We start from the raw sequence: 12,868 nt of genomic DNA, 5'->3' as shown, positions 1-12,868 counted from the left end.
ATGATTGAATTAGATCTGCTCTGATCATGCGCAGAATCCCTAATAGGGCCTGCCATTCGGCTGAAGAGCCATTATTCTCGCGGTCTAGCCCGCGGCTAGTCCCACGGAAGGTGCCTCGAAGTTTGCACGTGGTTTCGGATCGTTGTGAAAGCCGCCCGTATTGGCTTAGCCGAATTTGAACAGCACGCCGTAGCCGCCTCGGGGATAGCTCCATTCGATGTCGCCGGTCTCCTCGCAGATTATCCGGCAAGTGCCGCATTCGACGCAGCCATCGACGGTGGCCTCGATCTGGCCCTGTTCGTTCAGTTCATAGCAGCGCGCCGGGCAGGCCTTCAGCATCGACAAAAGCTGCGGCGAAGGCTTGGTGTGCGGCCGCACCTTGATGTGGGGACGGCCGGTATCGACGAGATAGCGGTTATAGAATAGCTTGTCCTCGACACGCATGGATTGCTCGATCGACATCGTTTGGTCTCCGTCGTTGGTCGCTGCTGTTTCTCCGTTCACCGCCAGGCGCGCATGAGGCGAAAGGCGTCGCCGAACAGGCCGCTCCGCGATCGCGCCTTGGTGAACGATTTAAGTGTGAGCTTCTCTTTGTCGACTTTAGGCGTACCGTCGACACGCAGAAAGTTCTGCATAGCCTTGGAGACGAGTTGCGGATAGGTCAGGAAGAAGTTTTGCGACCGGGTGTGCATCAGCGCCGGCATATCCTTGTACTTCCTTAGGTCCTTGATCACGAAGGATTCATCGAGCTTCTTCTTGTATAGCGCAAGGTTCTGCGGGAGCATTGGTTGGTTCCGCGACCTGATCTGAAGGATCGCTTCCGCCGCGATCCGGCCCGACGTCATCGCGAGGTTTGATCCTTCGCGATGAATTGTGTTGTTAAGCTGCGCGGCGTCGCCGACCACGACCCAGCCCTTGCCGTAGAGTTGCGGGATTGCCTTGAAGCCGCCCTCAGGGATCAGATGGGCAGAATATTCCTTCACCTCGGAGCCTTCTATCAGAGGCGCGACCGAAGGATGCCGCTTGAAGCGATCGAGCAGGCCGTAAGGCGTCTCGCCGGTGCGCTGGAAGTCGGCGACCAAGCAGCCGATACCCAGCGAGATGCATTCCTTGTTGGCATAGATAAAGCCCATGCCGGTCATGCCGCGAGAAATCGTGCCTACGGCCTCGATCACCACGCCTTCGTCACCCCTGAGATTGAAGCGCGATTCGATGGTTTCCCGCGGCAGGAAGTGCATTTCCTTGACTGCGAGCGCAACCTTTTCGGGCTTCGGCCGCTCGCGCAGGCCAGCGCGCGTACCGAGCACGCCATTGACGCCCTCCGCCAGCACGACGACGTCAGCATGGATCTCCCCGTCGCGCCGATCGGTCCGTACGCCGATCACCTTGCCATGGGCGTCTCGGGCCAGGTCTGTGACCGTCGTTTCGCATAATACTGTGGCGCCGGCTTCGCGAACCTTTTGCGAGAACCATTTGTCGAACTGAGCGCGGATGATGGTGTATCGGTTCGGCTTCTCCTCGTTGAAGTCATCGGAGCGGTAATGCAAGCCGGTGTGCGAGCGGTCGTCCATCATCCAGAAGCGCTGCTCGACCAGGTGTCGCTCAAGCGGAGCCTCGTCACGGAAATCGGGAACAAGCTTCTCCAACATGTCGGCATAGAGGATCGCGCCCTGCACGTTCTTTGAGCCCGGATACTCGCCGCGCTCGAGCTGCAATACCTTCATACCGCGCTCGGCCATGGTGAGCGCTGCCGCATTCCCCGCCATGCCTGCGCCAACGACGATGGCATCGAATTTTTCCGCGATCATGATCGGACTCCTTCGACCTGCTTCCGGTCACGGGAATGTGGCGACAGCCGCGCGCGGAACGCGTCGGTGAGCGGCGGCAACAGATGTATGGCATCGGTAACGATGCCTATGTGAGCGAAGTCGAAAATTGGCGCGTTCTTGTCGGTGTTGATGGCAACGATGAGATCGGCCCCTTCGACGCCGACACGGTGCTGGATCGCACCCGAAATGCCGGCGGCAATATAGAGTTTTGGTCGGATGGTCTTGCCGGTCTGGCCGATCTGGCGATCAGAGGTGACCCAGCCCTTCTGCACGAGCGGTCGCGAACTGCCGTATTCGGCCCCAAGCACGGTCGCGAGCTGGTGTACCAGCTGGAAGTTCTCCGGTGATCCGAGCCCAAGCCCGCCCGCAACGACCGCGTCGGCATAAGCAAGATTTGATTTTGCTGAGTTGCGGTCGGGCAGGAAGGAGAGAACTTTTGTGACGATGTCGTCTTCGACGAGACCGAGTGGGTGGGTGATGATGCGGCCGACCGGGCGTGCGACGCGCTTTGGCATCGGCATCACGCGGGGGCGGACGGTAGCCATTTGCGGACGGTAGTTCAGCGTGTAGATCGTGCAGAGTAAAGAGCCGCCGAAGGTCGGCCGCGTCGCAGCGAGCGATCCATCAGTATCGACATCGAGCTCTGTGCAATCCGCAGTAAGTCCCGTAAGCAGCGTTGTGGCGACCGAGCCCGCGAGATCGCGGCCGAGCGTAGTGGCTCCCAATAGCAGGATCTCCGGCTTGTAGGTGTTGACGACATCGGTCAGGGCCTTGGTGTAGGACTCGTTGCGATAGTCGGCCAAGAGATTGTGGGCGACCATGTATGCGAGGTTGGCGCCATAGCAGAAGGACTGGGCAGCGGCCTGCTGCGTCGCCTCGCCCTCCGGGCCGATGATGACAGCGGCGAGATCAACCTTGAGCTTATCGGCGAGCTTACGGCCAGCACCCATGAGTTCCCAGGACACGGGATGCACAACACCACGTTCCTGCTCGACGAAAACCCAGACATGCTTGTAAGCCTTAAAGCGATCGGGCAACTCCTTCTTGGTCGCGGCGCGCCCTGAGGCGACGGCCGGAGCGCGACTTTTGGGTGTAGAGCTCATGGAATTGGGTTCCTTACCTTGTTAGCCGAGCGCCCAGCCGCGAGATCGGCTTCCAGGTTCGCCTGACGCTCGACGATCATCTCTCTCAGCCCAGCGGCCGTTCCTCGCCGGATCTCGGTTACAGCTGCCTTTGCCGCGCGGCTCCGGTCCAAACAAGCGTTGGCACTGACGGCAAGCCGCAGAAGCCACATTGCGGGAGAGAAAGCAGAACTTGAGGGTTGGTCTTCCCCCTCTGAAGCATGATGGTCTTGCTCAGGGCGTGCACTCGAATCCGCGGGAAAGCCGCGACTTGCTTGTAGCAGACGTCGAAATGCATGCGCTTCTCCAAGGCTTTGCTGCGAATAGAGACAGCAAGTGTCGTACCAACTGTGGGCGTGATCGAAAGTTGATATCAATACAGAGGCTTACGACCACGGCGACATGACTTTCGTCCAGCCAGAAGCGCTAGAGCTGACAAGGATACGGCGACACGCGTCGGAGACCGAACAGAGGCGTTAGGTCCATCTTATGGTCGCCTCCACGCGACATAGCCACCGCAACGGAGTGTGAGCACGGCGTCGCAACTTCCGAGGTCTCGCAAACACAACGGCCTCCGAGCAATCTGGGACTACGCTGCGTACTCCCGTCCTAGTGGGACGACCAGGAGGAGTGAGAGAAGTTTTTCAAACCCGAGTATGATGAAGTGCTGTCACTAAAACGTCTCCAGTTGCACCAAGTTTGACGCCTTCTTCGCCTGTGGCGCGGTCGCTTCTTTGAGAACCTTGAAAACGCGTTGATCGATTGGGGAGGAGCCAACGAAGTCCGTGTATGCCCGCTCCAGCACGGCCTTACAACGTTCTGCGACCGCTGCATCGGTCGCACCGGTCAAGTCTTCGTCTGCGAGATACTGCCCCATGCGCTGCAGTATGTGGAGCCGGGCCACGTTGACAATTTTGGGTTCGTACTTGACGCCGAGTAAATCAAAAAACTCCTCGGCCGCAGCCGCCTTGCTCAATCGCAAAAGGATTCCGTCAGCCATTCGCTTTCTCCATCTTTTCTTCTACCGTGTGCAATGATGGGGGGCCAGGCATGCCTGTCAAACGAGGGGCAGACCGCTGGCGTGGCGGCTTAACGAGGGCCTCGATGACATAAATGGCGACTATTCGGGACATGGCGGCGGCCTCACATTCCGTTGAGCATGGAGCGCTCGCGGACTTCGCGCCAGATCGCCATCACAGTCTCGCGCGCGACCCCGCCCTTATGCTCGACGGCATGCTGCCTTACCCGCGCAAGGATCGCCTTGCCTTCCTCAGCGCTCACGGAAACCTGCAATTCGTTCAGCAGCGCCGTGATAGCGGCTAGCCCTGAGTGTTTGCCGACGACAAAGCGGTTAGAGCGACCGAACAGCCGCGGATCGAGCGCCTGATAGCTGCGTTGGTCCTTCAGGAGGCCATCGACATGGATACCGGATTCGTGGGTAAAGATATGCTCACCGACGATCGCCTTATTGAGCGGAACGCTGCGAACGGCAGCGGCCGCGACGACAGCCGCGACATTGTCGAGCTCCGGGAGCACAACGCCCGTGTCGCATCCATAGAGCTGTTTGAGCGCGACAGCGACCTCTTCCAGAGGCGCGTTGCCCGCACGTTCGCCGAGGCCGATCACAGTCACCGAGGCGTGCGTTGCGCCGGCCTTGATTGCGGCGAGCGTGTTAGCGGTGGCGAGGCCCAGATCGTCGTGGCCGTGGAATTCGATCTCGAGATCGGTGGCGGCACGTAGCGCCACCACCAGCGCAAAGGCTGCGTCCGGGTCGAGCACGCTGAGCGTATCGGCGACACGAAAGCGCCGGGCCCCCGCGTCTTTTGCTGCGGTGATCAGCTCGATCAGGAAGTTGACGTCGGCGCGCGAGGAATCTTCGCCTCCGACTGCGACATCGAGCCCGTTGTCGCGAGCGTAACCGACGACCCGCCTCACCTGCTCGAGCGCGGCAACCCGGTCGGTGCCGAGCTTGGCAGCGATTTGCACGTCGGAGGATGGGATCGAGACATTGACCATTGAGACGCCGGAATCGATTGCCGCATTGACGTCGCAAGATTTCATCCGGCACCAACCAATGATTCTCGCGGCCAGGCCAGCTTCGACAATAGCGCGGATCGCGCTGACTTCTTCATGGCCCATCGCCGGCGTACCGGCTTCGATCTCGGTGATCCCGGCCTTGGCTAGCGCGCGCGCGATCGATAGCTTTTCCGCCGTTGTAAAGGCCACGCCGGGAGCCTGCTCGCCGTCGCGTAACGTGGTGTCGTTCAGGACTATCTGTCGTGTGTGCGAGCTGCCTGACAGAGTCGTTCCACCGAAGGCCATGTGCAGATTCCGTCCTTCCCGCTGAATGGTGAGCAACAGCCGTGCCAGGGCGGTGGTTGAAGAACTGCCTGAAATCACTTCACTTCTAAGCAGCGACTGAAGTTGCCGTAAATGTAACAATGTCGAAAGTCGGACATATCAGATGTCGGTTGGCTTACGGCGAATGTGGACGATGATGTCGAGCCGGGAGATCTGGTGGTCCGGTAAGGCCTCGGGCATCCGCGCGAGCAGGAGCTTTTCGGGGATGTCGATCAAAATGTCTTCGCCGACGAGATAGAAATGCGGGTGTATGCTTGTATCCATGTCAAAGAACGACCTTGAGCCGTCGGGCGTGATCCGGCGCAACAAGCCAGCTTGCGTGAAATGGTTTAGCGTGTTGTATACGGTCGCAACCGAGAGCTTGATGTTGGCTTCGATCGACTCGCTGAAGAGCATCTCGGCAGTGACATGGCGGTCATCCCTTGCAAAGAGCAACTGAGCCAGCAGCACGCGCCGGCGCGTCGGCCGCAGGCCCGCATCACGCAGCCGCCGCATGCACGCTTTCGCACAATTTCCGGCAAGGCCAAAGCGCAAGGATCCAGGCATCGCAGCATGCGGGGGTCCTTCGCAGCTTCTGGCGGAGCGCATAGTCGATTGCTCACACCTGCGGGTTGCCTGCGGCTCCGGCACGACTTTCTATTCCCCGCAAATGTTCGCGGCGACGCTCCGCCATCCGGCTCTCGCCACTCTCCTCACCGAAACAGTGATTGAAGTCGCAGCATTGCGTACACACCGGCGTCGTACACATCACCAAACCTTCGTTCTCACACAATCTGCGATAGAAGAAGCGCTTCCAGCGCATGTTTTTGGTGTTTTGCGCCGCCAGCGGCGCAAAATGGAGCATTAACAAGCGCGTCAACTCGGCCCGCTCGCGTAATCCGAGATCTTCCCACAAATGGTTCGGTTCCATCGCACGCCTTGCGACCATGGCAGCGAGCCAGCGACTGATCTCGCCCTTGACCGATCGCTCGCCGAGCAGGAGGTCGCGCAGCATGATCTCTTCGTCACTGGCTGAACCGGAGTTTTCCATCGAGATGATGGCCTGCACTGGCGCGGGTGGGAAACATTGTGCCAGGAGTTCATTGAGTTCATCCGCGGTCAGGCCCGTGCGCTCCGGAAGCGGCCCTCCATCCATTACAGCGGCACAAAGAACTGAGGCGAACACATGCCGGTCAAACTTGTCATTATCCCTTACGTCAGCGTCTGCCGGATCGCAGCCAGTTAAACCATGGTAGAGTTCAATTCCGACAAGCTGCCTGTCAGCGGGGGTCCCACCCGACGGAATCGACATCGCAGCGATTAGCCCCTCTTGCGCTGCGCTCACGGACAACTCCATTGGTTGGATCCTATCAGTCTTGATGCGCGCCTCCTTTGGAGGCCGGCAAGATGGATTACGCTGACAGCGCGGCGAGCTCGGAAGCAGTCTTACCGACCTGACTTTCATCGATCGGCTTCATGATGCCGTGCTCCATCAGCATGTCCTCAAGCTCATCCATGCCGATCGGGGTCGGGATGATGCCCTTGCCGCCATTGTTGTGGATTTTGGTCGCAAGATTGCGATAGTGGTCTGCCTGCTTGGAGTCCGGCGCATATTCCAGCACCGTCATGCGGCGNAGCTCGGCGTGCTGGACGACGTTGTCNCGGGGCACGAAGTGGATCAGCTGGGTGCCGAGCTTCTTGGCGAGCGCNTCCGCCAGTTCCAGTTCCTTGTCGGTCTGCCGCTCATTGCAGATCAAGCCGCCCAGCCGCACGCCGCCCGAATTGGCATACTTCAGAATGCCCTTGGAGATGTTGTTGGCGGCATACATCGCCATCATCTCGCCGGACATGACGATATAGATCTCTTGCGCCTTGTTCTCACGTATCGGCATTGCAAAGCCGCCGCAGACGACATCGCCGAGCACGTCGTATGACACGTAATCGATGTCCTCGTAGGCCCCGTTCTCTTCCAGGAAGTTGATCGAGGTGATGACGCCACGGCCGGCGCACCCGACGCCCGGCTCCGGACCACCGGATTCGACGCAGCGAATATCCTTGTAGCCGACCTTCAAGACGTCCTCGAGCTCGAGGTCTTCGACGCTGCCGGCGCTTGCCGCGAGACTCAAGATTGTGTCCTGAGCCTTGGCGTGCAGGATCAGGCGGGTCGAGTCCGCCTTCGGGTCGCAGCCGACGATCAGGATCTTGTGACCCATCTCGGCGAGTGCGGCGAGGGTGTTCTGCGAGGTCGTCGATTTGCCGATACCACCCTTGCCATAAAACGCGATTTGTCTCAGTGAAGCCATGTTGCTCTCCATCAACCGATTGACGATCTGCCTACTGCGCTCTGTCGTGATCCATCGTCCAGCTCGCCGCATCACGGCGCAGTCGAATACGATGCTCGACAGCCTCGCCCTCGGGTAATGACTTTTGCAACGAGCGTGCCAGCGCCTGTTCGGGACGAAAAACGAAGTAAGTGGAGATAGATACCGGTCCAGATGGGCTTTGTTGCAAGTCCGACATCGGCAAGGCTCGACGTTTCGTCGCTCTCGCTCGTCCGAAACAAGGCAACGCTCGTCTTACCGACTAGCCAAAACGGCAGTTATCCTACCGCTCATCGCTGATCGTAATCCGGTCCGGAGCTTGCTTGAGGCGCATCAATGAACGAGCCGAGGGTACCATGCAGTTCGAAACCGACGTTTCAGCGAGTGAAGACCGTCCGACCATTTTCCTGATCGAACCTGAGCAGGTGGTGCGTTCCGCGCTCCACTACATCTTGCGCGAGCGCTATCAGACACATGCTTTTGCCGCGGTGGATGAGGCTATGTCGTCGTCCACGAAGACTCCCGCCGTGGTACTGATCGGCATTGCCATCCTGCGGGACCGAGGCGAGACGGTTCTGGACGAACTCAATAGAGTGTTCACGAGCACCAAGATCCTCCTCGTAGCGGAAAGGAACTCCGATCCTGTGGTGCAGGCCGGGCTTGAACGGGGCGCACACGGGGTCATCAGCAATCCAATCTCGTTCAGTTCTGTCTGCGGTGCCGTCAGTGCAGCCTTGGGCGTACCGGACCTTCCTGGCGAACCATCCCATGTCATTTGTGTCGCGTTCGATTAGGCGTTTGTTATGCGTCTTCGGATGCCGAATTGCAGTCCACCTGCGCCAGCAAGCAGACGACCTCTGCGAGCGGCATGAGACCTTTATCTACTTTTTGAGCTCCGCCTTGGCGGTTTGGGCAAGACACCGGATTGAAGCCCGCTTCGACCGCGAGCTTTTGCGCCGCAGACCTCCAACATCACCGCCTCGGGCCGCCCTCGGGATGCTCCGATCGAACTCGTCGAAAGGAGGAGACCATCTCTTTCGACCTCCGCGCGCATTATGTCCTGAAATTCGGGCTCTTGGGGTCCTCGACGCCTGGGCTGTCCCGGTCATGGTCCAATAGGCCTCCAGCGGTCATGGAGGCATTCAGGCAAGTCCGTTCCCTCTCCGGTGAATTTCTGCGATCTTCCGACAGAGCCCTTCTGGCTATCAGAGCCTCAAAGCGATAGCGATTGGTCGAGCGCGATGCCGCGCACACTCTGCTAAGCTGCCAATCATCTATTAATCGCTGGCGACGATGACACTGACCGGCAGGCTACCGCAAGCTCGCCGCGCCGCTTGACAATTCGGCGCGCATGCGCCGACTATCTCTCGATCGACTCTATCGGTCGGGGCAACATCCTCTTCGACGTCGTCAGGCGGGGACGCATGTGCCCTCGACTGGACAGACGACCGCGCATTGCGGCGTATCGCAGTGCCCCTCGCACTCTGTGCACTTTTTGGGATCAATCACATATGTGTCGCGCTTTAGACTGATCGCGCCGTTCGGACACTCGAACTCACATGCACCGCAAACCGAGCATTGCGAGGCGACGATCTTGTAAGCCATGAATTGCGACTCCTGTGAGTAAACGATACCGTTCGACTTCGGCATTTTCCCTTCAAGCATCGTGCCACACACGAGAGATTGGATAGCCCGACACTATCCGTGAGACGTGTGCTATCGCGAGCCAGACGGCACCTCGCATTCGTGATGCCCGCCAGAATTATTAAGGTACCAATGTCCTGAGCGTGTAGCCGATCTGCAGCGATCCCGAGAGAGGCGACGTAGGCTCTTCCCGTGTTCAGTTGCACCAAGCCTACCAGCAGCTCGCGCTGTCACTATGAACGGCGCCTCACCCGACTGCCTCGCACTTCTCCGGCTTCAAATTTCGAATCACTGTAGGTCATGTGGGAAGTTCTACTTACGCTGTCGGACTAGCGACAGCCATTTTGTCGTCTATGCGGGCATTTTGTCCCGTTTGCGACCGTCGAATTGACAATGCACGACGGACAAGCCGATATCTCGTCTTAAGCCAGCGCGACTAAGAGTACTTTCGCGTCTGCTCTGTCCGCCGATATCACACGTGCTGTCCGCCATTGATCGGCACTTCCGCACCTGTGACGTAGCTCGCAGCGCTTGAACAGAGGAAGAAAATAACCTTCGCAACCTCATCGGGCGTGCCGACACGATGTAGCGGTATGATCGGCGCCAGCTTCGCTTCGGTTTCCGGCGAGAGGATGTCGGTCTTGATCTCGCCTGGCGCGATCGCGTTGACCCGAATCCCGAACGGAGCGTAATCATGCGCCATCTCGCGCGTGAGACAGGCAAGCGCCGCCTTGGAGGTCGCATAGGCTGTACCGGCGAAAGGATGCACACGAGTGCCAACGATTGAGGTGACGTTGACGATCGAGCCAGATGCCACTTTCAACTCTTCGAACAGACCTTGGGAAAGCAGAATCGGCGCGACCAAATTGACGTGAAATACGCTCATCCAAGTTCCGATGGATGTTGTTAGCGAATTCAGTCGGCCTCCGTCCGACGCCTTTGGGGAGATGCCCGCATTGTTGATCAGCGCGTGAAGCGGCTCTCCATTGAGCCGCTTCTTGATTTCGGCAATCGCGCCCGGTAACGCGCGATGATCGCTCAATTCAACCTGCACATGGTTATTGACTCCCGACTCCCAGGGACATCGGCTATCGAAGGGTTGTCGAGAACAGGAGATGACTCGCCAGCCAGCCTCCGAAAACAACTTGCCCGTCGCGTGGCCAATGCCGCGCGAAGCGCCGGTTAATACAAGCGTCTTCCTTCCGCCAGCCTGCGCGTGCGACCTATCGTCGTGAAACGGACAGAGCGCGAGATCCGGCGCGGAGGTCGGGCCAGCAACGCTGTCTCCTTTTGATTCATGAAGGGGCAAGCGAGCTCCTTTAGGACTTGATTAGATGCGCAACCTCGGCATCTACGAGCGGGAATTAGCAATTATTGGACCAAGGCCGGCAATGCAGGACGCGATGCCCTCGGCCAGATGTCAGCTGACCGACATCTTCGTCGGTTCGGTGCAGAAGCTCGTTGCCTCTCGAATTAAATGCGGCGTTGAGGTCGGCTCAGGTGGCGATGCGGGCTGACAAGGCCATGTTCGTGCAGGTGCCCCCATTGGTTTTCCAGCTGGTTTGCAGCTCGAGACGACGCGTCAAGGCCCACCAACCGTCCTCCGACAACGCACTTCGGCGCTATCGATTCAGACTTCGACGCATTGCGGCTCGCGATCAACCGAGGCGCCCGGCGCACTTTGCAGCGTGTAAAATGCGCCGGGTCCCGCCTCTAGCACCACCAGTACGTCCGTGATGATGCTGCTCTGACTGAAGCGACTAGCGTGGCAAAACTGAGGCGCATAGCCTGCTCCACAGCAGCAAAGCAAAATTTGCGCGAGCGCTTCGATAGAACTTGAATCGGACGTAGCGTCAGTTGGTAAGCTCCGCAAATTTGCGTTTGCACGACAAAACGACAAGCTACAAGAAAGGCGCCGTGCCATTGACGCTCTCGCTTTTGCGACCATTAATCCGGTGGCGCCGCTTAACAGGACATTCGACGCGAATCGCGCAGTACCGTCTTGGAACGTTTCTGTTCAACAGCACGACGGCTTCGCCCGATGCACGTCGAATGTGCCAATCGCTTTGTAAGCTTCACGAACAGTGGACTAGCTACTTTCCGGCGCAAAATTGATGTTTTGGAGAGAGTGGTCGAGGGCGTCCGGCAACGCAAAAGTCGCCGGAGGTGACCGGTGGGGTGTTGCAGAGTCAGATGGCGAGGCTGTCTATGGGGCGGTCCGCTTTTCCATTGCACGGCCGATATTGACGATGTTGTCGGCGACGACACCGAGGCCGACCCAACGCTTCATGCCGGCCTCGCCTTTGTAGCGGCAACGGTTAAGCCCATGTCGCCGCTTGGCTACGCTGATGCGGCCCTCGCATCCGGTCCGCCATTTTTGGCCGTTACGGAACCAGCGCTTTTTCTGCTCGCACCTGCGTTCAATGCTCTTGGTTGAGCGGTTGGGGATGCAGACGCGTTTGACGCCTTTCGCTTTCGCGGCTGCCTCATTCTTTGCGGAGTAAAAGGCGGCGTCTGCCGCCACGAGGCGTGGCGCACGTCCGAGCATCGTTTGATGCGTTTCGATGGCTGCAATCAGCAGCTCCGAATCGTGCGGTCGCTGAGCGTAGACTTCATAGTCGATCACGATCTGGTTTTCGGCCTCCTGTAGTTTCACCATCTTGCCGAACTCGTTGGGCTTGCCCGCTTTGCCCTTGCGAATGACTTCTGTCGATGGCTCGAACAGGCTGAGGATCTTGCCTTCAGAGCGCGTATCACCACGGAAGATGCGCGCTCTGGTCTGCTTCATCACCTGCTTGATGAGCGGCACCATCGCATCGAGTTCCTGACGCAGGCCCTCCAGCATCAGCTGCTTGCGGGCGCTCGAGGCGCGCTTCACTCGTTCGGCGATCTCCTTGGAGAACCGCTTCGCCTGTCCCACCACCCGGCTGGTCGAACTGAGCAGTTTGCCATACGCCCGCGTGAGCTTCTCCCGGCTCTGCTTGGCTTTGGAGCGCGCCGCGCGCGCGATCTCCAGCACCCGCAGCCTCACGGTCCGGCTACGGTCGGACAGCGCGGCTCCGACCTCGCCAGCGATCGTTGTGATCTTCTTCATTGTGCGGATCAGCACCCGAACACCGTCTCCCAACAAGCTCGAGTCGGTCGGATAGTGGATGTTGGTCTCCACCACCGTTGTATCCACGCGCATTCTGTGCCCTTCCGTCACCCCCTTGTCTCGTGCGAGCTTTACCAGCCTTTCGTGAATCTGTTTGACCACGTCCGGCCCCACCGCCACGCCCCAGCGCCCCATGGTCTTGGCATCGGGCGTCTTGGCGGCGCCGACGCGGGTGAAGTCCCGGTACACCAGATTGGCGCGCACTTCGCGCTCCAGCACGCCATAGCTCCAGTTACGGATGTGCTTGAGAATCAACAAGCGGAGCACCACTTCGGCTGGAGCGCCCGGTCGGCCGCGGCTGCGACTCTTGGGATGCCGCTTCGCCAACGCTTCGTACACGGCAGCTACGATTTGTTCGTCCGCCAGCACTTGGTCGGCGTGTGTCATCCAGTCTTCACGAAGATCGCTCACTTCCTCAGTGATCAATCCGTCGCCGAAGCTCAGCTGCGCCCGCCGCAT

General features: G+C 59.2%; 14 protein-coding genes. 2 read left to right on the top strand and 12 right to left on the bottom strand.

The features are described from left to right. Nucleotides 1–165: 165 nt before the first annotated feature. The 9 genes from YUU_RS0129925 to YUU_RS58985 form a co-directional block, all read right to left on the bottom strand. Nucleotides 166–462, bottom strand: coding sequence for a ferredoxin family protein (locus YUU_RS0129925; protein ID WP_027525682.1), 297 nt, complete (start codon nucleotides 460–462; stop codon nucleotides 166–168). 38 nt (nucleotides 463–500) lie between these two features. Next, nucleotides 501–1,808, bottom strand: a complete 1,308-nt coding sequence (locus tag YUU_RS0129920; RefSeq protein ID WP_027525681.1) for an FAD-dependent oxidoreductase — start codon at nucleotides 1,806–1,808, stop codon at nucleotides 501–503. Beyond that, the gene (locus YUU_RS0129915) at nucleotides 1,805–2,932 is read right to left on the bottom strand and encodes an electron transfer flavoprotein subunit alpha/FixB family protein (RefSeq protein ID WP_027525680.1); all 1,128 of its coding nucleotides are present in this window, start codon (nucleotides 2,930–2,932) and stop codon (nucleotides 1,805–1,807) included. Before YUU_RS0129915 ends, YUU_RS0129920 begins: the two co-directional genes overlap by 4 nt. Nucleotides 2,933–3,623: 691 nt before the next feature. Then, nucleotides 3,624–3,950 carry a nitrogenase stabilizing/protective protein NifW gene (nifW, locus tag YUU_RS0129905; protein WP_027525678.1) on the bottom strand — a complete coding sequence of 109 codons (327 nt, stop codon included), beginning with the start codon at nucleotides 3,948–3,950 and terminating at the stop codon, nucleotides 3,624–3,626. 143 nt (nucleotides 3,951–4,093) lie between these two features. Next, nucleotides 4,094–5,272, bottom strand: coding sequence for a homocitrate synthase (nifV, locus tag YUU_RS0129900; protein WP_051389958.1), 1,179 nt, complete (start codon nucleotides 5,270–5,272; stop codon nucleotides 4,094–4,096). A 138-nt stretch (nucleotides 5,273–5,410) separates the two neighbouring features. Beyond that, the gene (irrA, locus tag YUU_RS52130; protein ID WP_051389946.1) at nucleotides 5,411–5,806 is read right to left on the bottom strand and encodes an iron response transcriptional regulator IrrA; all 396 of its coding nucleotides are present in this window, start codon (nucleotides 5,804–5,806) and stop codon (nucleotides 5,411–5,413) included. A 103-nt stretch (nucleotides 5,807–5,909) separates the two neighbouring features. Further along, the gene (locus YUU_RS0129890) at nucleotides 5,910–6,602 is read right to left on the bottom strand and encodes a nitrogen fixation protein NifQ (protein WP_245288135.1); all 693 of its coding nucleotides are present in this window, start codon (nucleotides 6,600–6,602) and stop codon (nucleotides 5,910–5,912) included. 100 nt (nucleotides 6,603–6,702) lie between these two features. Then, nucleotides 6,703–7,593: a nitrogenase iron protein gene (nifH, locus tag YUU_RS0129885; protein ID WP_027525675.1), complete on the bottom strand. Its 891-nt coding sequence runs from the start codon at nucleotides 7,591–7,593 to the stop codon at nucleotides 6,703–6,705. Nucleotides 7,594–7,624: 31 nt separating this feature from the next. Next, entirely contained in the window at nucleotides 7,625–7,810 is a 186-nt protein-coding gene (locus tag YUU_RS58985) for a hypothetical protein (protein ID WP_156944580.1), read from the bottom strand. A 157-nt stretch (nucleotides 7,811–7,967) separates the two neighbouring features. Here YUU_RS58985 and YUU_RS52125 point away from each other — a divergent pair, with 157 nt between their 5' ends. Then, nucleotides 7,968–8,405: a response regulator gene (locus tag YUU_RS52125; protein WP_051389944.1), complete on the top strand. Its 438-nt coding sequence runs from the start codon at nucleotides 7,968–7,970 to the stop codon at nucleotides 8,403–8,405. Nucleotides 8,406–9,021: 616 nt separating this feature from the next. Here the strand turns inward: YUU_RS52125 and YUU_RS56790 are convergent. Then, nucleotides 9,022–9,216: a 4Fe-4S binding protein gene (locus YUU_RS56790; protein WP_084801612.1), complete on the bottom strand. Its 195-nt coding sequence runs from the start codon at nucleotides 9,214–9,216 to the stop codon at nucleotides 9,022–9,024. A gap of 511 nt (nucleotides 9,217–9,727) precedes the next feature. After that, the gene (locus YUU_RS52120) at nucleotides 9,728–10,564 is read right to left on the bottom strand and encodes an SDR family NAD(P)-dependent oxidoreductase (protein WP_084801604.1); all 837 of its coding nucleotides are present in this window, start codon (nucleotides 10,562–10,564) and stop codon (nucleotides 9,728–9,730) included. Nucleotides 10,565–10,589: 25 nt separating this feature from the next. Here YUU_RS52120 and YUU_RS58980 point away from each other — a divergent pair, with 25 nt between their 5' ends. Continuing rightward, entirely contained in the window at nucleotides 10,590–10,772 is a 183-nt protein-coding gene (locus tag YUU_RS58980) for a hypothetical protein (protein ID WP_156944579.1), read from the top strand. 689 nt (nucleotides 10,773–11,461) lie between these two features. Here the strand turns inward: YUU_RS58980 and YUU_RS0129860 are convergent. Further along, a complete protein-coding gene (locus tag YUU_RS0129860; RefSeq protein ID WP_027525674.1) occupies nucleotides 11,462–12,868 on the bottom strand; it encodes an ISNCY family transposase in 1,407 nt (468 codons plus the stop codon).

It is taken from the genome of Bradyrhizobium sp. Ec3.3 (assembly GCF_000472925.1).
GTDB lineage: Bacteria > Pseudomonadota > Alphaproteobacteria > Rhizobiales > Xanthobacteraceae > Bradyrhizobium.
Note: the sequence above shows the minus strand (reverse complement) of the source record. Positions and strands in the feature narration are given on the sequence as shown.

What these genes read in the sequence shown, in the direction of transcription:
- YUU_RS0129925 (WP_027525682.1), bottom strand. Translation starts at nt 462, where the DNA reads ATGTCGATCGAGCAATCCATGCGTGTCGAGGACAAGCTATTCTATAAC.
- YUU_RS0129920 (WP_027525681.1), bottom strand. Translation starts at nt 1,808, where the DNA reads ATGATCGCGGAAAAATTCGATGCCATCGTCGTTGGCGCAGGCATGGCG.
- YUU_RS56790 (WP_084801612.1), bottom strand. Translation starts at nt 9,216, where the DNA reads ATGGCTTACAAGATCGTCGCCTCGCAATGCTCGGTTTGCGGTGCATGT.
- nifW (WP_027525678.1), bottom strand. Translation starts at nt 3,950, where the DNA reads ATGGCTGACGGAATCCTTTTGCGATTGAGCAAGGCGGCTGCGGCCGAG.
- YUU_RS0129915 (WP_027525680.1), bottom strand. Translation starts at nt 2,932, where the DNA reads ATGAGCTCTACACCCAAAAGTCGCGCTCCGGCCGTCGCCTCAGGGCGC.
- YUU_RS0129890 (WP_245288135.1), bottom strand. Translation starts at nt 6,602, where the DNA reads ATGTCGATTCCGTCGGGTGGGACCCCCGCTGACAGGCAGCTTGTCGGA.
- YUU_RS52125 (WP_051389944.1), top strand. Translation starts at nt 7,968, where the DNA reads ATGCAGTTCGAAACCGACGTTTCAGCGAGTGAAGACCGTCCGACCATT.
- YUU_RS58985 (WP_156944580.1), bottom strand. Translation starts at nt 7,810, where the DNA reads ATGTCGGACTTGCAACAAAGCCCATCTGGACCGGTATCTATCTCCACT.
- YUU_RS58980 (WP_156944579.1), top strand. Translation starts at nt 10,590, where the DNA reads ATGCGCAACCTCGGCATCTACGAGCGGGAATTAGCAATTATTGGACCA.
- YUU_RS0129860 (WP_027525674.1), bottom strand. Translation starts at nt 12,868, where the DNA reads ATGCGGCGGGCGCAGCTGAGCTTCGGCGACGGATTGATCACTGAGGAA.
- nifV (WP_051389958.1), bottom strand. Translation starts at nt 5,272, where the DNA reads ATGGCCTTCGGTGGAACGACTCTGTCAGGCAGCTCGCACACACGACAG.
- irrA (WP_051389946.1), bottom strand. Translation starts at nt 5,806, where the DNA reads ATGCGGCGGCTGCGTGATGCGGGCCTGCGGCCGACGCGCCGGCGCGTG.